This is a genomic window from Rhodanobacter sp. FW102-FHT14D06 (assembly GCF_043950705.1).
Taxonomy (GTDB): Bacteria; Pseudomonadota; Gammaproteobacteria; order Xanthomonadales; family Rhodanobacteraceae; genus Rhodanobacter.
In genome coordinates this window covers 490,260-510,561 of sequence record NZ_CP170722.1, presented here as the reverse complement: position 1 = coordinate 510,561, position 20,302 = coordinate 490,260, and the positions used below count along the sequence as shown (strand labels likewise).

Annotated in this window: 20 protein-coding genes; all 20 read left to right on the top strand. The window is 69.0% G+C overall.

Features of this window, described 5'->3' with window-relative positions; genetic code table 11:
* Positions 1 to 11 precede the first annotated feature (11 nt).
* The 20 genes from flgJ to ACFCQI_RS02560 all read left to right on the top strand — a co-directional run bounded on the left by flgJ (position 12) and on the right by ACFCQI_RS02560 (position 20,300).
* On the top strand, positions 12 to 1,073 hold the full coding sequence (gene flgJ / locus ACFCQI_RS02655) for a flagellar assembly peptidoglycan hydrolase FlgJ (RefSeq protein ID WP_395119829.1): 1,062 nt from the start codon (positions 12 to 14) through the stop codon (positions 1,071 to 1,073).
* 72 nt (positions 1,074 to 1,145) lie between these two features.
* Complete coding sequence (gene flgK, locus ACFCQI_RS02650; protein WP_395119828.1) at positions 1,146 to 3,020, top strand: flagellar hook-associated protein FlgK; 1,875 nt, start codon at positions 1,146 to 1,148, stop codon at positions 3,018 to 3,020.
* A 2-nt stretch (positions 3,021 to 3,022) separates the two neighbouring features.
* Positions 3,023 to 4,225 (top strand): flagellar hook-associated protein FlgL, encoded by a 1,203-nt coding sequence (gene flgL / locus ACFCQI_RS02645; protein WP_395119827.1) that lies wholly within the window; start codon positions 3,023 to 3,025, stop codon positions 4,223 to 4,225.
* A gap of 125 nt (positions 4,226 to 4,350) precedes the next feature.
* Positions 4,351 to 5,799 (top strand): flagellin, encoded by a 1,449-nt coding sequence (locus ACFCQI_RS02640; protein WP_395119826.1) that lies wholly within the window; start codon positions 4,351 to 4,353, stop codon positions 5,797 to 5,799.
* A gap of 65 nt (positions 5,800 to 5,864) precedes the next feature.
* On the top strand, positions 5,865 to 7,259 hold the full coding sequence (fliD, locus tag ACFCQI_RS02635; RefSeq protein ID WP_395119825.1) for a flagellar filament capping protein FliD: 1,395 nt from the start codon (positions 5,865 to 5,867) through the stop codon (positions 7,257 to 7,259).
* Positions 7,260 to 7,274: 15 nt separating this feature from the next.
* Positions 7,275 to 7,694, top strand: coding sequence for a flagellar export chaperone FliS (gene fliS / locus ACFCQI_RS02630; protein ID WP_395119824.1), 420 nt, complete (start codon positions 7,275 to 7,277; stop codon positions 7,692 to 7,694).
* Between the two features lie 3 nt (positions 7,695 to 7,697).
* Entirely contained in the window at positions 7,698 to 8,000 is a 303-nt protein-coding gene (locus ACFCQI_RS02625; RefSeq protein WP_395119823.1) for a flagellar protein FliT, read from the top strand.
* Between the two features lie 91 nt (positions 8,001 to 8,091).
* The gene (locus ACFCQI_RS02620; protein WP_395119822.1) at positions 8,092 to 8,646 is read left to right on the top strand and encodes a PilZ domain-containing protein; all 555 of its coding nucleotides are present in this window, start codon (positions 8,092 to 8,094) and stop codon (positions 8,644 to 8,646) included.
* Positions 8,647 to 9,033: 387 nt separating this feature from the next.
* Positions 9,034 to 10,458: a sigma-54 dependent transcriptional regulator gene (locus ACFCQI_RS02615; protein WP_395119821.1), complete on the top strand. Its 1,425-nt coding sequence runs from the start codon at positions 9,034 to 9,036 to the stop codon at positions 10,456 to 10,458.
* Positions 10,459 to 10,634: 176 nt separating this feature from the next.
* Positions 10,635 to 10,961: a flagellar hook-basal body complex protein FliE gene (gene fliE / locus ACFCQI_RS02610; protein WP_395119820.1), complete on the top strand. Its 327-nt coding sequence runs from the start codon at positions 10,635 to 10,637 to the stop codon at positions 10,959 to 10,961.
* Between the two features lie 44 nt (positions 10,962 to 11,005).
* Positions 11,006 to 12,712 carry a flagellar basal-body MS-ring/collar protein FliF gene (gene fliF, locus ACFCQI_RS02605; protein ID WP_395119819.1) on the top strand — a complete coding sequence of 569 codons (1,707 nt, stop codon included), beginning with the start codon at positions 11,006 to 11,008 and terminating at the stop codon, positions 12,710 to 12,712.
* Positions 12,713 to 12,728: 16 nt separating this feature from the next.
* Positions 12,729 to 13,718 carry a flagellar motor switch protein FliG gene (fliG, locus tag ACFCQI_RS02600; RefSeq protein ID WP_395121229.1) on the top strand — a complete coding sequence of 330 codons (990 nt, stop codon included), beginning with the start codon at positions 12,729 to 12,731 and terminating at the stop codon, positions 13,716 to 13,718.
* Positions 13,718 to 14,365: a flagellar assembly protein FliH gene (locus ACFCQI_RS02595; RefSeq protein ID WP_395119818.1), complete on the top strand. Its 648-nt coding sequence runs from the start codon at positions 13,718 to 13,720 to the stop codon at positions 14,363 to 14,365. The genes fliG and ACFCQI_RS02595 overlap by 1 nt, the downstream gene beginning before the upstream one ends.
* A gap of 207 nt (positions 14,366 to 14,572) precedes the next feature.
* The gene (fliI, locus tag ACFCQI_RS02590; protein ID WP_395119817.1) at positions 14,573 to 15,940 is read left to right on the top strand and encodes a flagellar protein export ATPase FliI; all 1,368 of its coding nucleotides are present in this window, start codon (positions 14,573 to 14,575) and stop codon (positions 15,938 to 15,940) included.
* Complete coding sequence (fliJ, locus tag ACFCQI_RS02585; protein ID WP_395119816.1) at positions 15,937 to 16,359, top strand: flagellar export protein FliJ; 423 nt, start codon at positions 15,937 to 15,939, stop codon at positions 16,357 to 16,359. Before fliI ends, fliJ begins: the two co-directional genes overlap by 4 nt.
* A gap of 82 nt (positions 16,360 to 16,441) precedes the next feature.
* The gene (locus ACFCQI_RS02580) at positions 16,442 to 17,599 is read left to right on the top strand and encodes a flagellar hook-length control protein FliK (protein ID WP_395119815.1); all 1,158 of its coding nucleotides are present in this window, start codon (positions 16,442 to 16,444) and stop codon (positions 17,597 to 17,599) included.
* A 313-nt stretch (positions 17,600 to 17,912) separates the two neighbouring features.
* Complete coding sequence (gene fliL, locus ACFCQI_RS02575) at positions 17,913 to 18,407, top strand: flagellar basal body-associated protein FliL (protein WP_395119814.1); 495 nt, start codon at positions 17,913 to 17,915, stop codon at positions 18,405 to 18,407.
* A gap of 15 nt (positions 18,408 to 18,422) precedes the next feature.
* Positions 18,423 to 19,439, top strand: coding sequence for a flagellar motor switch protein FliM (gene fliM, locus ACFCQI_RS02570; protein WP_395119813.1), 1,017 nt, complete (start codon positions 18,423 to 18,425; stop codon positions 19,437 to 19,439).
* A complete protein-coding gene (gene fliN / locus ACFCQI_RS02565) occupies positions 19,436 to 19,780 on the top strand; it encodes a flagellar motor switch protein FliN (protein ID WP_395119812.1) in 345 nt (114 codons plus the stop codon). The genes fliM and fliN overlap by 4 nt, the downstream gene beginning before the upstream one ends.
* Before the next feature lie 163 nt (positions 19,781 to 19,943).
* Positions 19,944 to 20,300 carry a FliO/MopB family protein gene (locus tag ACFCQI_RS02560; protein WP_395119811.1) on the top strand — a complete coding sequence of 119 codons (357 nt, stop codon included), beginning with the start codon at positions 19,944 to 19,946 and terminating at the stop codon, positions 20,298 to 20,300.
* Positions 20,301 to 20,302 lie beyond the last annotated feature (2 nt).

Sequence of the window (20,302 nt, the reverse complement as noted above, 5' to 3'; positions counted from 1 at the left end):
GAGGTGATGCCATGACGCCGCTGAATCCCGCTTCCCCCGCGCTGGACACCTGGACCGAACTGTCCGGCTTCCAGCAACTGCGTGCGCAGGCGCGCAGCGACGGCGGCAAGAGCGCGCTGCCGGCGGTGGCGAAGCAGTTCGAGGCGATCTTCACCCAGATGATGCTCAAGTCCATGCGCGAGGCGAACGCCGGCATGGGCAGCGACCTCGCCGGCAGCGAGCAGGTCGACTCCTATCGCCAGTTGTTCGACCAGCAGCTCTCGCTGAGCCTGGCCAACGGCAAGAACGGCCTGGGCATCGCGAAGATGCTGGTGCGCCAGCTTGGCGGCAAGGGCGAGGCGGCTGCGGCCGCGGCGCCCCGGCAGCCTTTTGCGGTGCCGGTCGCCGATGTGCGCAACGCGCACGTGCGCGCGTTGCTGCAGCTGGGCAACGAGCCCGTTGCCGGCGACGACGCAGCCAGCGCGATCGGCATGCCGTCGACCGCCGACAACGACTCACCGTGGCAGCACGTGGTCGACCGCATGACCCGCGGCGCGATGGACGTGGCCGACACCGCCGCCCACTGGCTTCCCGGCGGCGACCCGGTGAACTTCGTGCGCGCCCTGGCGCCGCATGCCGCCGAGGCGGCGAAGAAGCTGGGCGTTTCCGTGCGCGCGCTGCTGGCGCAGGCCGCGCTGGAAACCGGCTGGGGCAAGCACCTGCCCAAGGGCAGCGACGGCAGCAGCAGTTTCAACCTGTTCGGCATCAAGGCCGGCAGCAGCTGGGATGGCGACAAGGTCAGCGTGCCCACGCTGGAGTACGAGAACGGCGTGGCGGTGCGCCGGCGCGACGCGTTCCGCGCCTACGATTCGCCGGCCGATTCGTTCGCCGACTACGCGCAGTTGATTGCCGACAGCCCGCGTTACCAGCAGGCGCTGGGGCAGGGCGAGAACATCGCCGCGTTCGCGCGCGGGTTGGTGCATGGCGGGTATGCGACGGACCCTGCATACGTGGCCAAGATCACGGCGATCGCCAACAGCGCGCAGATGCGCGAGGCGCTGGCGGCGCTGCAGCAGCCGGAGGCATTCAAGTGATCCCTCCTCCGGCCGTTAACGTTTCCACGCACCGCGCGATCCGGGCGGTGTGCCATGCGTCGAGGATGTTCCATGGCTGACATGCTTTCGACCGGCGTGTCCGGGCTGCTCGCCTCGCAGATCGGGCTCAGCACGGTCAGCCACAACGTGGCCAACGTGAACACCGACGGCTACAGCCGCCAGGTGGTGTCGTTCGGCGCGCGCCTGCCCGAGGGCCAGGCGGGCTACTACGTCGGCACCGGCGTCAATACGGTGGCGGTGCAGCGTGCCTACAGCGAATTCCTCAACGCCTCGCTGTGGTCGGCCAGCTCGGGCCAGGGTCGTGCCAGCACGATGGCGGGCCTGACCGCCCAGCTCAACAACCAGCTGGCCGGCAGCAGCAACTTGCAGACGTCGCTGGACGGTTTCTACGGCGCGGTGCAGGACATGGCCAATGCGCCGTCGGATGCCGCCTCGCGCCAGGTGTTGCTGGCCCGTGCCGGCGGCCTGGCGACCACGTTCCGTGCGTTGTCGGGGCAGTTCAGCCAGCTGTCCGGGCAGATCCAGCAGCAGATCGGCGACACCGTCGACGCGATCAATGTCGACACGCAGTCGATCGCCAAGTTCAACGAGAAGATCCGCTCGTTCTCCTCCACCGAAGGCATGCCTCCGGCCGACCTGCTCGACCAGCGCGATGCGTTGGTCAAGAAACTGGCCGGCGAGGTGGGCATCAGCGTGGTGCCGCAGAACGACAACACCATCAGCGTGTTCGCCGGCAACGGCCAGGCGCTGGTCACCGGCACCGAGGCGCATGCGCTGGGTACGGCCGCCAACGTCTACGACGCCACCCGCGTGGAAGTGGTGGGCGCCGGCAGCGGCAACGTGATCAGCGGGCGCATCGGCGGCGGTGCGCTGGGCGCGCTGCTGGATTTCCGCAGCAATGTGCTGGACCCGGCGCAGATCCAGCTCGGCCGCGCGGCGCAGGCGATGGCCAGCGCGTTCAACGCGCAGCATGCGCAGGGCGTGGATCTGCACGGCGACGTCGGCGGCCAGTTCTTCGCCGCCGCCGGGCCGACGGTGCAGGGCGCCTCGACCAACACCGGCAGCGGCACGGTCGCCGCCAGCATCACCGACATCGGGGCCCTGCCCGCCAAGGAATACGTGCTGAGTTTCGACGGCACGGCCTGGAGCATGCGCGATACCAGCGGCAATGCCGTGGCGCTCGGCGGCAGCGGCACCAGTGCGGACCCGTTCACCGCCGCGGGCCTCAGCCTGGTGGTCGGTGGCGGCGCCAGCGCGGGTGACAGCTTCCGCGTGCAGCCCAGCCGCGATGCCGCGGCCAGCTTCGCCGTGACCGTCGATCAGCCCGACCGGATCGCCGCCGCCGCGCCGTTCGTGGTCGCCGCCGGCGCCGGCAACACCGGCTCCGCCACGGCACGCGCCAGCATCGCCGACGGCAGCGACCCGGCGCTGTTCAACGCCTCCTCGATCGTGTTCAGCTCGGCCACCAGCTACAGCATCGACGGCGGCCCGGCGCAGACCTTCACCGCCGGCCAGCCGATCGTGCACAACGGCTGGAGCATGCAGCTCGATGGCGCGCCGCAGGCCGGCGACAGCTTCAGCCTCAAGGCCAACAGCAACGCGCAGGGCGACAACGCCAACGCGCTGATGCTGGGCAAGGTCGCCAATCTCGGCGTGCTCGACGGCGGCGTCACCAGCACCGGTCGCGCCTACAGCCAGCTGGTCGGTCAGGTCGGCAGCGCCGGCGCGCTGGCCAAGGACGAGCTGACCACGCAGACCGCGGTCTACAACCAGGCGATGGGCGCGCAGCAGAGCGTCTCCGGCGTGAACCTGGACGAGGAGGCCGCCAACCTGGTGCGTTACCAGCAGGCGTACCAGGCCTCGGCCCAGGTCATCAGCACGGCCAACAGCATTTTCAACGCGCTGCTCGGCGCGGTGCGGAGTTAACCATGCGCGTCTCCACCAGCTGGATCCAGCAGCAGTCCGTCGGCAGCATGATGAACCGGCAGAGCGACCTGTCCGATCTCAACACGCAGCTCAGCACCGGCAAGCGGATCAACCAGCCGTCCGACGATCCGGTCGGCGCGGCGCGCGCGCTGGACATGTCGCACCTGATCGCCGACTCGGCGCAATACCAGCGCAACATCACCTCGGCCAACGCGCGGCTGGGCCTGGAAGACCAGACCCTGTCCAACACCGGCAACGTGCTGCAGCGCGTGCGCACTCTGCTGCTGCAGGCGGCCAACGGCAGCCAGACCGACGGCAGCCGTGGCGACATCGCCGCCGAACTGTCGCAACTGCGCGGGCAGATGCTGGGCCAGGCCAACAGCACCGACGGCCAGGGCGAATACATCTTCGCCGGCAACCGCACCGGCACGCAGCCGTTCGTCTCGGGCGACTCGGTCAGCTACCTCGGCGATGACGGCCAGCGCATGGTCGCGGCCGGTCCCGGCCTGCAGGTGGCCACCGGCGACGCGGGCAGCGCGGTGTTCATGGACATCCCCACCGGCAACGGCACCTTCGCGGTGAGCGCCGCGGCGGCCAACACCGGCTCGATGGTGGCCGGCGCCAGCAGCGTCAGCGATCCGTCGGCCAGTCCGTCGGCATGGGACGGCGGTGCCTACAGCATCGTGTTCACCGCCGCCGACGCGTACGAAGTGCTCGATGCCGGCGGCGCCGTGCTCGACAGCGGCAGCTACGACCCGGCCAAGGGCGGCAGCGTCAGCTTCCGCGGTGCGCAGGTCGCTTTCAGCGGTACGCCTGATGCCGGCGACAGCTTCGCGCTCGGCGCCTCGGGCAAGCAGGACGTGTTCACCACGCTGGACAACATCATCAAGACGCTGCGCACGCCCAACGGCGGCGACGCGCCCATGCAGAACGCGCTCAATACCGAGTTCGCCAATCTCGACCAGGCGCTCGACTCCATCACGCGCACGCGCGGCCTGGTCGGCGCGCGCATGAACGCGCTGGATCAGCAGGGCGCGCTCAATGACGACCTCACCTTGCAGTACAAGACGTCGCTCTCCGACGTGCAGGATCTGAACTACTACGACGCGATCAGCCAGCTCGGTGCACAGACCACCGCGCTGCAAGCCGCGCAGCAGACGTTCACCAAGATCCAGGGCTCAAAACTTTTCGATTATTTGCGTTGACAAGGCTCAAGTTTTGGTGTGACGGGTCGAAACAGCACACAAGGCGGATGCATTCAATGGTGAATCCCCGCCGGATTGTCTGAGCCGACCAATGTCGGCATACCAACTCGATTCGGAGAATTCCCATGGTCATGAGCGTCAACACCAACATCAGCTCGCTGAATGCCCAGAAAAATCTGGCTGCCTCGCAGAGCAAACTTGCCACCGCGATCGAGCGCCTGTCCTCGGGCATGCGCATCAACAGCGCGAAGGACGATGCCGCCGGCCTCGCCATCTCGACCCGTTTCACCACCCAGATCAACGGCCTGAACCAGGCCGTCAGCAATGCCAACGACGGCATCTCGCTGGCGCAGACCACCGAGTCGGCGCTGAACGAGGTGACCAACAACATGCAGCGCATCCGCACGCTGGCCGTGCAGTCCGCCAACGCCACCAACTCCGACTCCGACCGCGCCGCGCTCGACGCCGAAGTGCAGCAGCGCCTCGCCGAGATCACCCGTATCTCGCAGCAGACCACCTTCAACGGCCGCCACGTGCTGGACGGCAGCTTCGGTTCGGCCGCGTTCCAGATCGGTGCCAACGTCGGCGAGACCATTTCGGTCAACCTGAGCCAGGGCGCGGGCGCGTCGCAGGTGGGCAAGATCGCCTCGGCCACGAGCGCCACGGGCGTGTTCGTCGCCACTTCGGCCACGACGGCCGTTGTCGGTACGGCTGCGGTGACCGTTGCTTCAGCCACGGCGGCCACGGACTTCACCTTTGCGGGCGTGTCCGTCAACGTAGCTGCCAACGCCAGCGGCACCTATGCGACCATGGCCGCCGATGTGCAGGGCCAGTTGGACGCAGACTCCAACGCGGCGGGCAAGTACACGGTCACCGATTCTGCCGGTGGTCTGGTGATCACCCAGAACACGGCCACCACCGATGCAATGACCGTGACTGCCGGCACCAATGCGGCCGTTGGCGCCGTCACCGCCGGTGTCACCGGCGTGGCCGTCGGCGACGCAACCCCGCTGGTGCTGGCCGCCGACGGCAGCGACTTCTCGCTGCAAGCGGGCTCGGGTGCCGTGACGACGTTCAGCGGCACGTTCAACGACGCCGCTTCGCTGGCGGCCGCGATCAACGCCAAGGGCATCGCCGGTGTTTCGGCCTACGCCGATGCCACGACGGGTGTCCTGCACCTGGCCTCGCAGGAAGCGCTCACGGTCGGCGGCGCCAAGGGTACCGGCGTCCTCGGGTTCAGCGCCACGAACGCCATTGGCGGCGACCTGGCCAGTGCCAACGTGAAGTCGGTGGCCGGTGCCAACGACACCATCAGCCGCATCGACTCGGCGCTGGGCACCATCAGCTCCATGCGCAGCGACCTGGGCGCGGTGCAGAACCGCTTCACCTCCACCATCGCCAACCTGCAGACCATTTCGCAGAACCTGAGCGCGTCGCGCAGCCAGATCCAGGATGCCGACTTCGCCGCGGAGACCGCGAACATGTCCAGCGCCAACATCCTGCAACAGGCCGGCGTCTCGGTGCTGGCGCAGGCCAATGCCACCACGCAGAGCGTGTTGAAGCTCCTGCAGTAACTGCTTGACCCGAAACGGCCGCGGACAGCCCGCGGCCGTTTCCCTCATTACAGGAATCGACGTCCATGGCTATCACGGTAGGTTCGACCACACCCACCACGGGTTTGCTGACCTCCATGGGCGTGGGTTCCGGCCTGGATGTCGCCACGTTGGTGGACAAGCTGGTGGCCGCCAAGAAGGCGCCGCAGCAGAACCAGATCACCAACCAGGCCGCCCTGGCCAACACCCAGTTGTCCGGCCTGGGCCAGGTCGGCGCCGCGCTCTCCGCGCTGCAATCGGCCATGGCCTCGATCACCGACGGCAGCGCCTTCAACGCGCGCACGGTGACCTCCGCCGACACCGACGTCCTCGGTGCCACGGCCTCCGGCTCCCCGGTCAGCGGCAGCTACAAGATCGACGTCACCCAGCTGGCCACCGCACTCAAGGCCTCCTCCGGCGCGTTCGCCGACAGCAGCGCCAAGGTGGGCACCGGCACGCTCACCCTCGCGGTGGATGGCCAGTCGATGAGCCTGGACCTCACCGACAGCAACAACTCGCTGGCCCAGGTTCGCGACGCCATCAACAAGGCCAGCGACAACCCCGGCATCAGCGCCACCATCGTCACCGGCACCGACGGCGCGCACCTGGTGCTCAGCGGTACCCGCACCGGCGCGGCCAACGGTTTCGTGGTGAGCAGCAGCGGCGGCGACGGCGGCCTGGCCGCACTCGACTACGACGCGGCCGCCGGCAGCGGCAACGCGCTGACCGTCATCACCGCCGCACAGGATGCCCAGTACAGCATCGACGGCGTAGCCGGCCACGGCGCCGGCAACAGCGTCAGCGGCGCCATCGACGGCCTGACCCTCAACCTGGTCGCTTCGGGCCAGACCACGCTGACCGTGGCCAACGACCCCAGCAAGGGCAGCAGCGCGCTGAGCAACCTGGTCAATACCTACAACAGTTTCGTGGGGATCTACCAGAACCTCACCAAGTACGACGCTACCAGTGGCACGGCCGGCGCCATGATCGGCGACGCCACCATCAACGGCATCAACAGCACGCTCTCGCGGCTGGTGGGCGGCGTGGCCAACGGCACCTCGCTGGCCGCGCTGGGCATCTCGCTGCAGGTGGACGGCACGCTGAAGCTGGACAACGGCAAGCTGACCCAGGCGATGAGCGACGGCGGCAAGCTCGCCAGCCAGCTGTTCGGCGGCGATACCGGCCTGGCCGCACAGTTGAACGGCCAGCTCGACCAGTGGGTCGGTCCGAACGGCACGCTGGCCGGCCGCACCAGCAGCATCAGCCAGCAGCTGAGCGCGTTGAAGGACCAGCAAGCCACGCTGGACAGCCGCATGGCCGACCTCACCGCGCGCTACCAGGCGCAGTTCACCGCGCTGGACACGCTGATGAGCAAGCTCAACAGCACCAGCAGCTACCTGCAGCAGCAGTTCGACGCGTTGAACAACATCAACAAGAAGTAAGGGCAGGAGACGATCATGGGATTCGGTTACGGCGCAGGCGCCTACCAACAGGTTCGTTCGCACGGCGGCGTGGAGTCGGCCGACAAGCACGGCCTGATCACGTTGTTGATGGATGGCGCACTGGAGCGCCTGGTCAAGGCCCGCGCGCACATGATGCGCGGCGAGACGGGGCCCAAGGGCGAAACCATCAGCCGCTGCATCGAGATCCTCGGCGGCTTGCGCGATGCGCTCGACCGCAAGGCCGACCCGACCCTGGTCGACCGCCTCGATTCGCTCTACGAATACATGAGCCGGCGCCTGCTGCAGGCCAACCTGCGCGACGACGCCGGCATCATCGACGAGGTCAGCCGGCTGTTGCAGCAGGTGCGCGACAGCTGGGTGCAGATCGGCCCGTCGCCGGCAACCGCCCCCGTCGGTCGCGTGGCAGGCGCCTGAACCATGTCGCCGTCAACTTTCGAGGACAACTCGGCGTTGACCAGCGCGTTGGTGATTACCCGCGCGATGCTCGCCGCCGCGCGCGCGGAAGATTGGCAGCAACTGCTGCAGCTGGAAGAAGCGCGCGCCCCGCTGGTGCATCGCCAGCACCACCCCGACGCGGCCACCCACGCCCAGCTCGGCCAGATCCTCGCCTGCGATCGCCAACTGCAGGCCCTGCTGGTGACGGCACGCGATGCGCTCGCCCACCAGTGGCAGCGCGAGCGTGACCGGGCCCAGGCCATCGCGGCCTACGCGCAGGCCTGAATCGCCCGGCGATGTCATCATGCACGGCAGATGGCCCGCGCCATGCAGGCCTTGCCGCCAAGGCCGACAGCCGATATCCGGGAGCCGCACGATGAACAACGCCAGCTGGAACGAGTTCGAGCAGCGGGTCAGCGTCGAGGAACTGCTGCACGTGGCGATCGAGCCGCTGGCCTGGCCGATGCCGCAGGCGCTGGCGCTGGCGCTGGCCGAGCGCAACGGCAATGCGCTGGCGGCGATCGCGGCGCTGGAAGAACGCCGTGTCGAGACGCCCGACGACGACAATCCGCTGGTGCAGGAAATGCGCCGCATGGATGCCAAGCTCACCGCGCTGGTGGACATCGTCAACCGCCTGCTGGTGCCGCCCGGCACGCTGCCGGCACAGCGCCTGGTGCGCTTCAACGCACGTGGCGCGGTGCTCGCTGCGGACGTCGCGTTGCCGGGCGACGCAGTGCTGCTGGGCCTGCGTTTCGAGCATTGCCGCAGCCTTCCGCTGGAGTTGCCGGCGCTGCGCGAAAAGCAATTCGACGATGGTCGAACCTTCGTCGCTTTCACCTCGCTGAGCGACGCGCAAAGTGACGCAATTGAGCGCCTCGTTTTTCGTCATCACCGACGCAAAGTGGCAGAAGCGCGCCAGCTTCCGGGTTGAGTTCGCCGACCCCCGCCGCCGCGGGCGCGGATGCGCCGTCGGCGTCGCGAGACCCAGTTCACACTATTGAGAACTCGCGTGCAGGAAAACCCTCACGCGCCGTCAGCGTTTTCGCGCCCCGCCGAGCTCCGCCGACCCCGCACGATCGCAGACGAATGCCGGCACAAACGTGCGGCATCAAACGTTTACATGCGACAGCTCGAACCGGCTCTGGAAATTTTCACGGAGCGGGTGGCCGATCTGCGTCATTTTGTCGGCGCCCCGTGCGCCAGAAACTGGCCTCCTTGTTGCAACCGGTCCATCAGCCCGGCGACGACTTGCCGACGGTGACAAAAAATGGCCATGCCGGAAGTTGGGTACGCCAACGATGCAAGACGGAGAGTAGAGATGCAGCAATTCGATTTCCTGGTGATTGAATCCGATGCGGCGCGAGTCAATGCCGTGATGTCGGCGCTCCACTTCCTGGGCTACCACCCCCAGCACGGCGCGCAGTGCACCGACACCAGCGAGTCCACCCCTGACTGGCGCGCGGTCTACGTCGGCGGCATCGACGATACGGCCGAAGCCGAGCGGCAGTTCGCGCTGCTCGGCGCCAGCGCCGCGCACATTCCGGTGTTGCTGGCCGAGGATTCGCCCTGGGCGCAGCGGCTGGGCGCGGCGAAATCCCCGTTCGCCGGCCGCACCGCCACGCTGGCTTTCCCGCTCAGCTACGAGAAGCTCACCGAGGCGCTGCGCAATGTCTATGCGCGTCTGCTCGGCGGGCGTTCCGGCGGGCTGCGCTTCGTCGGCGACTCCGCGCCGATGGTGCGGGTCAACGGGCTGATCCGCCAGGTGGCGCCGTTCGACTCCAACGTGCTGGTGCTGGGCGAATCGGGCACCGGCAAGGAGATGGTCGCCCGCGCGATCCATGAACATTCCCCGCGCCGCGGCAAGCCGTTCGTGGCGATCAACTGCGGCGCGATCCCGCCCGAGCTGCTGGAAAGCGAGCTGTTCGGCCACGAGAAGGGCGCCTTCACCGGCGCGATCAGTGCGCGCAAGGGCCGCTTCGAGATGGCCGAGGGCGGCACCCTGTTCCTCGACGAGATCGGCGACATGAGCCTGCCGATGCAGGTGAAGTTGCTGCGCGTGCTGCAGGAGCGCGCCTACGAGCGCGTCGGCGGCAACAAGACGCTGCACTGCGACGTGCGGATCATCGCCGCCACCCATCGCAACCTGGAGCAGGCGATCGCCGAGGATCGTTTCCGCGAGGATCTCTATTACCGCCTCAGCGTGTTCCCGCTGGAGCTGCCCTCCCTGCGCGAGCGGCTGGACGACCTGACCACCCTGATCGCCGAGTTCAACCTGCGCGGCGCGCGCCGGGGCCTGGGCGTGGTGCGCTTCAGCACCGGCGCGATGCAGTCGCTGCGTGCCTACGCCTGGCCGGGCAACGTGCGCGAGCTGTCCAACCTGGTCGAGCGCATGGCGATCCTGTTCCCGCACGGCGAAGTGCGCAGCAGCGACCTGCCGGCGAAATACCGCGGCGCCTCGCTGGCCGGCGACGAACACGGCGCCACGGCGCTGGCGATGATGAGCGAAGAGCACGCGATCGCCGGCATTGCGCTGCAACCGGCCAGCGAATCCGAACGCCTGCTGCCGGAAGAAGGCCTCGACCTGAAGGATCACCTGGCCGACATCGAAGTCGGCCTGATCCGCCAGGCACTGGACGCCACTGGCGGCGTCGTCGCCCACGCCGCCCGCCTGCTTCACATGCAACGCACCACCCTGGTCGAAAAACTGCGCAAGTACGGGCTGCAGAGCAGCCTGGCCGCCTAGGGCGGCCGGGAATCGCGAATGGGGAACGGGGAATCGCAAGTGCAAAGGCCGCTGCGTTCCGCTTTGTCGACTCCCCATTCTCCATTCCCGATTCCCGGCACCAACTGGCACGCCTCCTGCAACCACCCCCAAGAAACCCGCCACGCGTCGGGAATACGTCATGAGGACGCACCGCGATGAGCACGATCGACGTCAACAACCTGCTTTCACAGATGCGCCAGATGACGGCGCAGGTGCGCGCGCCGGCGGCAGTGGCCAAGGTCGTGCCGGTGGCGGGACAGCCGGACTTTTCGTCGGTGTTGAAGGAGTCGGTGTCAGCGGTGGGGCGCAGCCAGATGGAGGCCGGTCGCATGGCCGCCAGTTTCGAGCGCGGCGATCCGGGCGCGGACCTGGGCCGCACCATGATCGCGGTGCAGAAGGCCGATCTCTCGCTGCGCACGATGGTCGAGGTGCGCAACAAGATGGTCGATGCGTACAAGGAAATCATGAACATGCCGGTCTGATCCCGGCGCCTCGCTGACCCCGCTTACCCCACACGAGCAACACCATGGCCGACAACGCCATCGCAGCCCGCGACAACGACGCGGCGCGACCGGACCCCTTCAAGCAGATCGCCCGCAGCCCGGCCGCGCGCCAGATGCTGCTGCTGGTGGCGATCGCTGCGGCGGTGGCGCTGGGCGTGGCGGTGGTGCTGTGGTCGCGCGGGCCGAACTACGGCCTGCTGTATGCCGGGCTCGACCAGAAGGACGCCGCCGCGGTGGCGCAGGAGCTGCAGGCGGGCAACACGCCGTTCCAGTTGAGTGCGGACGGCTCCTCGATCATGGCACCGGCCGCCGACCTGGCCGGCCTGCGCCTGAAGCTGGCCAGCAAGGGCCTGCCGCGCGGCAGCGCCACCAGCAGCGTGATGCCGGCGTCCGATTCGCCGTTCGGCATGAGCGACCTGGCCGAACGCACCCGCTACCAGCAGATGCTGGAGAGCGATCTCAGCGCCACCATCGGCGGCCTGCAGTCGGTGCGCGCCGCGCGCGTGCACCTGGCGATGGCCAAGCCGTCGGCGTTCATCCGCGACAACCGCGAAGCCAGCGCCTCGGTGCTGGTCACGCTCTATCCCGGCCGCCAGCTCGATGCCGGCCAGGTCGCCGCGATCGTGCACCTGGTCGCCTCCAGCGTGCCCGGGCTCGACGCGCGGGAGGTGTCGGTGGTCGATCAGCAGGGCCAGTTGCTGACCACCGATCCGAGCAGCCCGGCCGCCGTCGGCGACGATCGCCTGCGCATGGCCACGCGCATCGAGAACACCTACGCGCAGCGCATCGAGGAGTTGCTCACCCCGCTGGTCGGCCCCGGCCGCGTGCGCGCGCAGGTGTATGCGGATCTCGATTTCAGCCAGTCGGAAAAGGCCACCGAAACCTACGGCCACGATCACCCGGCGCTGCGCAGCGAGCAGACCAGCAGCGAGCGGCGCGGCGGCGGTGCCGCGGGCGGCGGCATCCCCGGCGCACTGAGCAACCAGCCGCCCAGTCTGGTGGCGCAGCCCACCGCGGCCAACCCCGATGCCGGCAAGGCGAACCCGTCCGCCGCCGCATCCAGCGCCACGGTGGCCAGCGGCGACGTGTCCAGCAGCGCCACGCGCAACTTCGAACTCGATCGCACCATCAGCCACATCAGCGACCCGGCGGGGCGACTGGCCCGGCTCACCGTGGCCGTGGTGCTGGACAACAAGCTCGCCGACAAGGGGCCGGCCACCGCCGGCAGCGCCGCCGGTGCGGCTCCCGCCGGCGTGCCGTTCACCGCGCAGGAGCTGGAGCGGCTGACCGAACTGACCAAGAACGCGGTGGGCTTCGACGCCGCGCGCGGCGACAGCGTGAGCGTGGTGAACCAGCCGTTCCAGCGACCGGTGGCGCCCGAGGCGCTGCCCGAGCCGCCGCTGTGGGAGCGCCCCGGCGCGATGGATCTGATCAAGCAGGGCATCGGCGTGCTGATCGCCTTGCTGGTGGCGTTCGGCCTGCTGCGCCCGCTGCTGCGCGGCGTGACGCGCGGCACGTCCAATGCCAAGGCGCTGCCCGCGCCGAGGCCGCAGATTTCGGTACGCGTGGCCGATGAGCCGGAGGCCGATGGCCAACCGGCGCGGCTTGCCGGTGCCACGCCCGCGCTCGAGTACGAACAACGCATCGGCCAGGCTCGCCGCCTGGTCGGCGAAAACTCCAGGCAAGTGGCGCAGGTCGTGAGGAACTGGGTAAGCGAAGATGGCAACTAACCAACATGACGCGCCGATCACCGGTGCCCAGCGTGCGGCGATCCTGCTGCTGACCCTGGGCGAGCAGGACGCCGCCGAGGTGCTCAAGCACCTCAGCGCCCGCGACGTGCAGACCATCGGCACCGCGATGGCCGCGCTGACCAGTGTCAGCCGCGAACACGTGACCAAGGCGCTGGACAAGCTAGACGAGGACATCGGGCGGCAGACCTCGCTCGGCGTGGGCACCGAGGAATACATCCGCAAGATCCTGGTCAACGCGCTGGGCGAGACCAAGGCCGGCGGCCTGATCGACCGCATCCTGCTCGGGCGTTCCAGCAAGGGCCTGGAATCGCTCAAGTGGATGGAAAGCCGCGCCATCGCCGAGATGATCAACCAGGAGCACCCGCAGATCATCGCGCTGGTGCTGGCGCACCTGGAACCGGACCAGGCCGCCGAGGTGATCGGCTACCTGCCGCCGCGCGTGCGTTCCGACGCGGTGATGCGCATCGCCACGCTCGACGGCGTGCAGCCGCATGCGCTGAACGAGCTGGACGAAATCATGGAGCGCCAGTTCTCCGGCGGCTCCAAGAAACTCAAGTCCGCCAGCGTCGGCGGGCTGAAGGCTGCCGCCGACATCCTCAACGCGATGGAAGGCAGCCGCGAGGCCGAGCTGATGTCGGCCATCCGCAGCCAGGACGAAACGCTGGGCGAGAAGATCGAAGACCTGATGTTCGTGTTCGAGGATCTGGTGGAGCTGGACGACCGCGGCATGCAGGTGCTGCTGCGCGAAGTGCCCTCGGCCACCCTGGTCACCGCGCTGAAGGGCGCCGAGCCGGAGATCCGCGAAAAGATCTTCGCCAACATGTCCAAGCGCGCCGCCGACATGATGCGCGATGACCTCGAAGTGAAGGGCCCGGTGCGCCTGAGCGAAGTCGACGCGGCGCAGAAGGAAGTGCTCGGCATCGCCCGCAAGCTGTCCGACGCCGGCCAGCTCAGCCTCGCCGGCGGCGGGGATGAGTTCGTCTGATGGTCGCCGTGTTCCACCACGCGGCACAGGACTTCCGGCGCTGGGAACTGCCCGAGGTCGGCAACGATCACCCGCATCGCCGCGCGACCGATCCGCCGGCCCCGCAACCGACCGTGCGCGAGCTGGAGGCGCTGCACCAGCAGGCGCGGGCGGAAGGTTTCACCAGCGGCCACGCCGAAGGGCTGGCTGCCGGCCAGCAACAGGTGCGCGACCAGCTGGCCCGACTCGCCGCGCTGTGCGACGCCGTCGCCCGTCCGCTGCAGTCGCTCGACGAACAGGTCGAGAAGGAACTGGCGCGGCTGGCCACGGTGATCGCGCGCCGGGTCATCGTGCGCGAATTGAAACTCTCCCCCGAGCTGATCGTGCAAGCCGTGCGCCAGGCTGCGACCGCGCTGCCCGCCGCCGCGCGCGAGCTGCGCGTGCACGTGCACCCGGACGACCTGGCCCTGCTGCATGACCTCGGCGCGGTCGAAAGCCATTGGCAACTGCTCGCCGATCCCGCCCTGGCACGCGGCGACTGCCGCCTGGAAAGCGAGCGCTCGCGGCTGGATGCGCGGGTGGATGCCCGCCTGGCCGCGGTGGTCGATGCCGTGCTCGGCGACGACGCCGGTGACGAGGTTGTTGCAGCAGGGGAGGGCGATGCATGAGTCCTGTCTCCCGTCACCGCCCCCCGCACCCCGCCGGAAACTCCCTTTCGTCGTTCCAGCGAAAGCTGGAACCCAGCGTCTCCGAAGCACCGGAAAGGCGCTGGGTCCCGGATTTCGCCGGGATGACGGCAGGATCACCGACGCCATCCGATGGCGACAACCCCCTCTCACTTCCCACCACTCACTCCTCACTCCTCGTTCCCGTCCATGACGCCTGAATCCGCCATCGCCGCACGCCGCCAGACGTGGCAGCAGAAGCTGGCAAGGCGGCGCAGTCTCGCCGAGACCGCGCGCACGCTGGTGGTCGAGGGCAGCCTGCGCCGGGTGGTCGGCCTCACCCTGGAGGCCGAGGGTTGCGAGGCCGCGCTCGGCGCGCGTTGCCTGGTCGACACTGCCGACGGCGCCACGCTGGATACCGAGGTGGTCGGCTTTGCCGACGAGCGCCTGCTGCTGATGCCGGTGGGCGACATGCACGGCGTGCTGCCGAATGCGCGGGTACGCCCGTGCGCGCGCAGCGGCGGCCTGCCGGTGGGCGCGGGCCTGCTCGGCCGCGTGATCGGCGCCGACGGCGTGCCGCTGGACGGGCACGGTCCGCTGGAATCGGACGAGCAGGCTGCGCTCAAGGCCGAGCCGATCAACCCGATGGCGCGCAAGCCGATCGACACCCCGCTGGACACCGGCGTGCGCGCGATCAATGCGCTGCTTACCGTCGGCCGTGGCCAGCGCCTGGGCCTGTTCGCCGGCTCCGGCGTGGGCAAGTCCACCCTGCTCGGCATGATGACCAAATACACCAACGCCGACGTGGTGGTGGTGGGGCTGATCGGCGAACGCGGCCGCGAGGTGAAGGAGTTCGTCGAACACACGCTGGGCGAGGAAGGCCGCCGCCGCGCGGTGATCGTCGCCGCGCCGGCCGACGCGCCGCCGCTCAAGCGCCTGCGCGGCGCGCAGTACGCCACCGCGATCGCCGAGTGGTTCCGCGACCGCGGCCAGCGCGTGCTGCTGCTGATGGATTCGCTCACCCGCTACGCCCAGGCGCAGCGCGAGATCGCGCTGGCGATCGGCGAGCCACCGGCGACCAAGGGTTATCCGCCGTCGGTGTTCGCGATGATGCCGGCGCTGGTCGAGCGTGCCGGCAACGATGCCGACGGCAAGGGTTCGATCACCGCGTTCTACACCGTGCTCACCGAGGGCGACGACTATCGCCACGACCCGATCGCCGATGCGGCGCGCGCGATCCTGGACGGTCATATCGTGCTCTCGCGCGACCTCGCCGAAGCCGGCCATTACCCGGCCATCGACATCGAGGCCTCGATCAGTCGCGTGATGCCGGCGGTCGCCACGCGCGAGCACATGCGCAGCGCGCAGCGCTTCCGCCAGGTCTATTCCGCCTATCGCCAGCAACGCGACCTGATCGCGGTGGGCGCCTACCAGAAGGGCTCCGACCCGCAGGTGGACCAGGCCATCGAGATGTGGCCGCAACTGCGTGCGTTCCTGCAGCAGGAAGTGGACGAACCGATCACCCTCGACCAGGCCATCGAACGCCTGGCCGCGCTGGCCGAACAGGTGCATGAATGAGTTCCCGCGCCGAACGATTGCAGCCGGCCGTGGACCAGGCCCGCCAGCGCAGCGAGGATGCGCTGGCCCGTTTCGCCGCGCAGCAGCAGCAACTGGCGCGCGCCGAACACCAGCTGAGCGAACTGCATCGCTATCGCGACGAATACGCCAACGGCGGCGACGCCGCCTCCAGCGTCAGCGCCATGCTCAACCGGCAGGCCTTCGTGCAGCGCATCGACCAGGCGATCACCCAGCAGGTGGCCGAGGTCGCCCGCCAGCAGCGCCAGCTGGAGCTGGTGCGCGCGGACTGGACCCACAGCCACGCCCGCGAGAGCGCGCTGGACAGCGTGGTCGCCCATCACGTCGAGAACGAGCGCCGCGCCGAGGAACGCCGCGAGCAGGCCGAGCTCGACGAACGTTTCCAGCACCGGCGGCCGTGATGCGTCGCGATCGCCGATCCCGCCTCGGCCACGTGCCTGCGTCTCCGCGCGGCCGTGTTGTCCCGCCAGGAGCCTTCATGCCATGACTGCCACCCACGTCGGATCGTTGTCCGCTTCCACGGTCGCCGCGAAGACGGCCGCGAACACGGGTACGCCGGAGTCGCCGGGCACGCCACCGTTCCACCAGCGCCTGCAGGACGCGCGCGGGCAGGGCGGTTCCCCCGCCCGCGATGCGCACGATGCGCGCCCGCAGCGCGGCCCGGACCCGGGGCGCGACCGTCGCGACGATCCCTCGCCGAAGGGGCCGGACGCGCAGCTGTCGTCCGCCGCCGCTCGCCTGGATACATCGCGCGACGCTGTCACGCCGCCGCCGGCTGCCGACGCCACCGCTCCCACGCTGCCGGTCGCGGCGCCGCCACCGCCACCACCCAAGGCGATTGCCGACGTGGCCACCGTCGAACCCGCCGGTGGCAAGGACGACGACACCGATACGGGCGCCGCTGCCCTGGTCGAAGCGATGCTCGCCTTGATCGCTCCCGCGCCAGTCCATCCCGCCGCACCTGCCGGCAGCGTCGCGGCCGGCATCGTCGACGCCACGACGGCACGGCTGGCCGCCGCACAGACCGGGCTTGCCGCGCTCGGCCAGGCCGGAGCAAACGCCGCGCCCGCCACGCCTGCCGTCGACCCCGCCGTCATGGCCGCGACCACCACCGTCCCTGCCGCCGAACTGCTGAAGCTCGACCCGGACGCCACCCGCGAAACGGTGCGACTCGACCCTGCCCCCGGCGCGGCGCCCGTCATCACCCACACCGCGGCGACAGTGGCGCCGACTGCCGCGCCGGTGCCGGTGGCCCCTGCACACGCCTTCGCGCAGGAGCTGGGCCAGCAGCTGGCCTGGTTCGTCGGCCATGACGTCAAGCAGGCGCGCATCCGCCTGCATCCGGAAGAGCTGGGTTCGCTCGACCTGAAGATCAGCGTGCAGCACAACCGTGTCGACGTGGTGTTGCAGGCCCAGCATCCCGGCGCCGTCACCGCCGTGCAGCAGGCTCTGCCCCAGCTCGACCAGATGCTCGCCCGCCACGGCTTGTCGCTCGGCCACGCCGACGTGGGCCAGCACGATCGCGGCGGCCAGGCCGGCCATCGCGGACAGGGCGACGAGATCGCCGCCATCGACGAAGTCACCGGCCCCGGCCAGACCGTCCCGCTGACCCAGCTCGGGCTCGTCGACGCCTTCGCCTGAACCCCGATCCGCGAACAGGCGTGCTGCCTGGAGCGGGCACTGCCCGCCGCTTCCTCGTCCCGGCGCGAAGAAGAGCCGGCGGGCGGCACCCGACCTGTGGGGAATGGCGTCTTGCAGGAACGTCATTCGCCCGCCGCGGGCGCGCTGTCGGGATGGCGCCGCGCCACCGCTCCGGCACGCGTCAAGAAAGCGCCGCCCACGCCTGAAACCAACGCAAATGCATGAATAAAAACATGTATTTGTGATGGCACGCGGATTGCTTTCCATCTCGCAAGCCGGCGACGGCAGCCCCGATCCCCACACGAGATTCTCCATGAGCGACGACGAAGCACCCGAGGTAGTGGAAGACGAAGAGCTGGTACCGAGCCGGCGTTCGCCCTTGCTGATCGGAATCGTGGCGGTGCTGCTCGTCGCGCTGGCCGGCGGCGGCTACTACTGGCAATCGCATCGCGCCGGGTCGGACAAGCAGGCGAAGGCGGAGGCGAACAAGCCGGAGATTTTCCTGGCGATGGACCCGGCGTTCGTGGTCACCCTGCGCGATGGCGATGCGCTGCGTTACCTGCAGGTGGGCGTGACCCTGATGGCGCACGACCAGCAGGCCATCACGGTGGCCAAGGACGTCGACCCGATCCTGCGTGACGGGCTGGTTTCGCTGTTCAGCAGCCAGAAGTTCGAGACGGTCAGCGAGACCGCCGGCCGCGAGAAGCTGCAGGCCGACGCGCTGGCCGAAGTGCGCAAGGTGGTCGGCAAGCGGCTCGGCCGGCCGGGCATCGACGCGCTGTATTTCACCAGCTTCGTGATCCAGTAGGCGGGAGCCACGGCCATGAGCGACCTGCTTTCCCAGGACGAAATCGATGCGCTGATGGATGGCGTCACCGGCGGCACGGTGGCCACCGGCAGCGACGAACCGCTGCCGCCGGATGCGGTGATCAGCTACGACTTTACCCAGCAGGACCGCATCGTGCGCGGCCGCCTGCCCACGCTGGAGATGGTCAACGACCGCTTCGCGCGGTTCTTCCGCACCGCGCTGTTCGGCGTGCTGCGCAAGACCTGCGAGGTCTCGGTGCTGGGCGTGAAGATGGTGAAGTTCGCCGAGTACGTGCACGGCCTGGCGCTGCCCAGCAACTTGAACATGGTGCGCATCAAGCCGCTGCGCGGCAACGCGCTGGTGGTGTTCGAGCCGCGCCTGGTGTTCACCGTGATCGACAATTTCTTCGGCGGCGACGGCCGCTTCCACGCGCGCATCGAGGGCCGCGACTTCACTGCGACCGAGAATCGCGTGATCCAGATCATGCTCGCCGAACTGTTCGGCGCGATGGCCGAGGCGTGGGCGCCGGTGCTGGCGCTCAACTTCGAGTACCTCAACTCGGAGATCAACCCGCAGTTCGCCAACATCGTCAGTCCCACCGAGACGGTGGTGGTGTCGCGCTTCCACGTCGAACTGGACGGCGGCGGCGGCGAAGTCCACCTGACCATGCCCTACGCGATGGTCGAACCGATCCGCACCCTGCTCGACGCCGGCGTGCAGAGCGACCGCATGGATGGCGACGACCGCTTCGCCGAGATGCTGCGCGAGGAAGTGCTCGACGCCGAGGTCGACGTGAGCTCGCTGCTGCTGGAGGCGCAGCTGAGCCTGGGCCAGTTCCTGCACTTGCGCCCCGGCGACGTGATCCCCGTGCAGCTGCCCGAGCTGACCACCGTGTATGCCGAGGACGTGCCGGTTTTCCGCGGCCGCTACGGCCAGTCCAACGGCCGCAACGCCGTGCGTTTCCATGTCCCGGCCGGTCGTCGCGAGCGACAGGCAGCCACCGATCCCTCCACCCGGAAGAACCTCTCATGAACCAGTCTGCAGATGCCTTCGCCGATGCCGGCGAGCGCGTTCAATTCGATGCCCTGCACGGGGCCGCGGCCGATGGCGGCGACGTCAACCTCGACATGATCCTCGACGTGCCGGTGACCCTCGCGATGGAAGTCGGTCGCACCCGCATCAGCATCCGCAACCTGCTGCAGCTCAACCAGGGCTCGGTGGTGGAACTGGACCGCGCCGCCGGCGAGCCGCTGGACGTGTTCGTCAACGGCACCCTGGTGGCGCACGGCGAGGTGGTGGTGATCAACGAGAAGTTCGGCATCCGCCTGACCGACGTGATCAGCCCCGCCGAGCGCGTGCGCAAGTTGCGGTGACAGCGCCGTGAATTCGCCCTTCGACAGGCTCAGGACAGTGAAACCGGATCGCGCAGGCAGGATGCCGGAGCGAACATCGGCGCAGCCGATGGCCCGCAGGGCGAGCCGCCGATGCGGCGAGTCAATCGGGAATCGGATTGTCGCGGCCCTGGCGCCGGCAGCGTTGCCCGCCGCCGACATCAACGTGGGCGGCGAACTGTTGCGGGTGATCGTCAGCCTGGTGGCGATCATCGCGATGATTCTCGTCGCCGGTTGGGTCACGCGTCGGTTGCAGCGTCGGCCGGGCGGCGGCGGGCGGCGCATCCGCTGCGTGGAATCGTTCGCCGTGGGCGCGCGCGAGCGCCTGCTGCTGCTGGACGCGGACGGCAAGCGGCTGTTGATCGGCACCGGCCCCGGTGGCATGCGCACCCTGCATGTCTACGACGGCGAGGCGCCGCGCGACATCGTTCCGGCGGCATCGAACGAGCCGCTCAAACCCGTGTTCGGCGATTTGCTGGCGCGACTGAAGGTGCGCTCGTGAGC

Bases quoted from the DNA above. Each gene is read 5' to 3' on its own strand.
- ACFCQI_RS02615 (WP_395119821.1), top strand. From the start codon at position 9,034: ATGCAGCAATTCGATTTCCTGGTGATTGAATCCGATGCGGCGCGAGTC.
- fliN (WP_395119812.1), top strand. From the start codon at position 19,436: ATGAACCAGTCTGCAGATGCCTTCGCCGATGCCGGCGAGCGCGTTCAA.
- fliL (WP_395119814.1), top strand. From the start codon at position 17,913: ATGAGCGACGACGAAGCACCCGAGGTAGTGGAAGACGAAGAGCTGGTA.
- ACFCQI_RS02620 (WP_395119822.1), top strand. From the start codon at position 8,092: ATGAACAACGCCAGCTGGAACGAGTTCGAGCAGCGGGTCAGCGTCGAG.
- ACFCQI_RS02625 (WP_395119823.1), top strand. From the start codon at position 7,698: ATGTCGCCGTCAACTTTCGAGGACAACTCGGCGTTGACCAGCGCGTTG.
- flgJ (WP_395119829.1), top strand. From the start codon at position 12: ATGACGCCGCTGAATCCCGCTTCCCCCGCGCTGGACACCTGGACCGAA.
- flgL (WP_395119827.1), top strand. From the start codon at position 3,023: ATGCGCGTCTCCACCAGCTGGATCCAGCAGCAGTCCGTCGGCAGCATG.
- fliF (WP_395119819.1), top strand. From the start codon at position 11,006: ATGGCCGACAACGCCATCGCAGCCCGCGACAACGACGCGGCGCGACCG.
- fliD (WP_395119825.1), top strand. From the start codon at position 5,865: ATGGCTATCACGGTAGGTTCGACCACACCCACCACGGGTTTGCTGACC.
- fliJ (WP_395119816.1), top strand. From the start codon at position 15,937: ATGAGTTCCCGCGCCGAACGATTGCAGCCGGCCGTGGACCAGGCCCGC.
- fliI (WP_395119817.1), top strand. From the start codon at position 14,573: ATGACGCCTGAATCCGCCATCGCCGCACGCCGCCAGACGTGGCAGCAG.
- fliS (WP_395119824.1), top strand. From the start codon at position 7,275: ATGGGATTCGGTTACGGCGCAGGCGCCTACCAACAGGTTCGTTCGCAC.
- ACFCQI_RS02640 (WP_395119826.1), top strand. From the start codon at position 4,351: ATGGTCATGAGCGTCAACACCAACATCAGCTCGCTGAATGCCCAGAAA.
- fliM (WP_395119813.1), top strand. From the start codon at position 18,423: ATGAGCGACCTGCTTTCCCAGGACGAAATCGATGCGCTGATGGATGGC.
- ACFCQI_RS02580 (WP_395119815.1), top strand. From the start codon at position 16,442: ATGACTGCCACCCACGTCGGATCGTTGTCCGCTTCCACGGTCGCCGCG.
- ACFCQI_RS02595 (WP_395119818.1), top strand. From the start codon at position 13,718: ATGGTCGCCGTGTTCCACCACGCGGCACAGGACTTCCGGCGCTGGGAA.
- flgK (WP_395119828.1), top strand. From the start codon at position 1,146: ATGGCTGACATGCTTTCGACCGGCGTGTCCGGGCTGCTCGCCTCGCAG.
- fliE (WP_395119820.1), top strand. From the start codon at position 10,635: ATGAGCACGATCGACGTCAACAACCTGCTTTCACAGATGCGCCAGATG.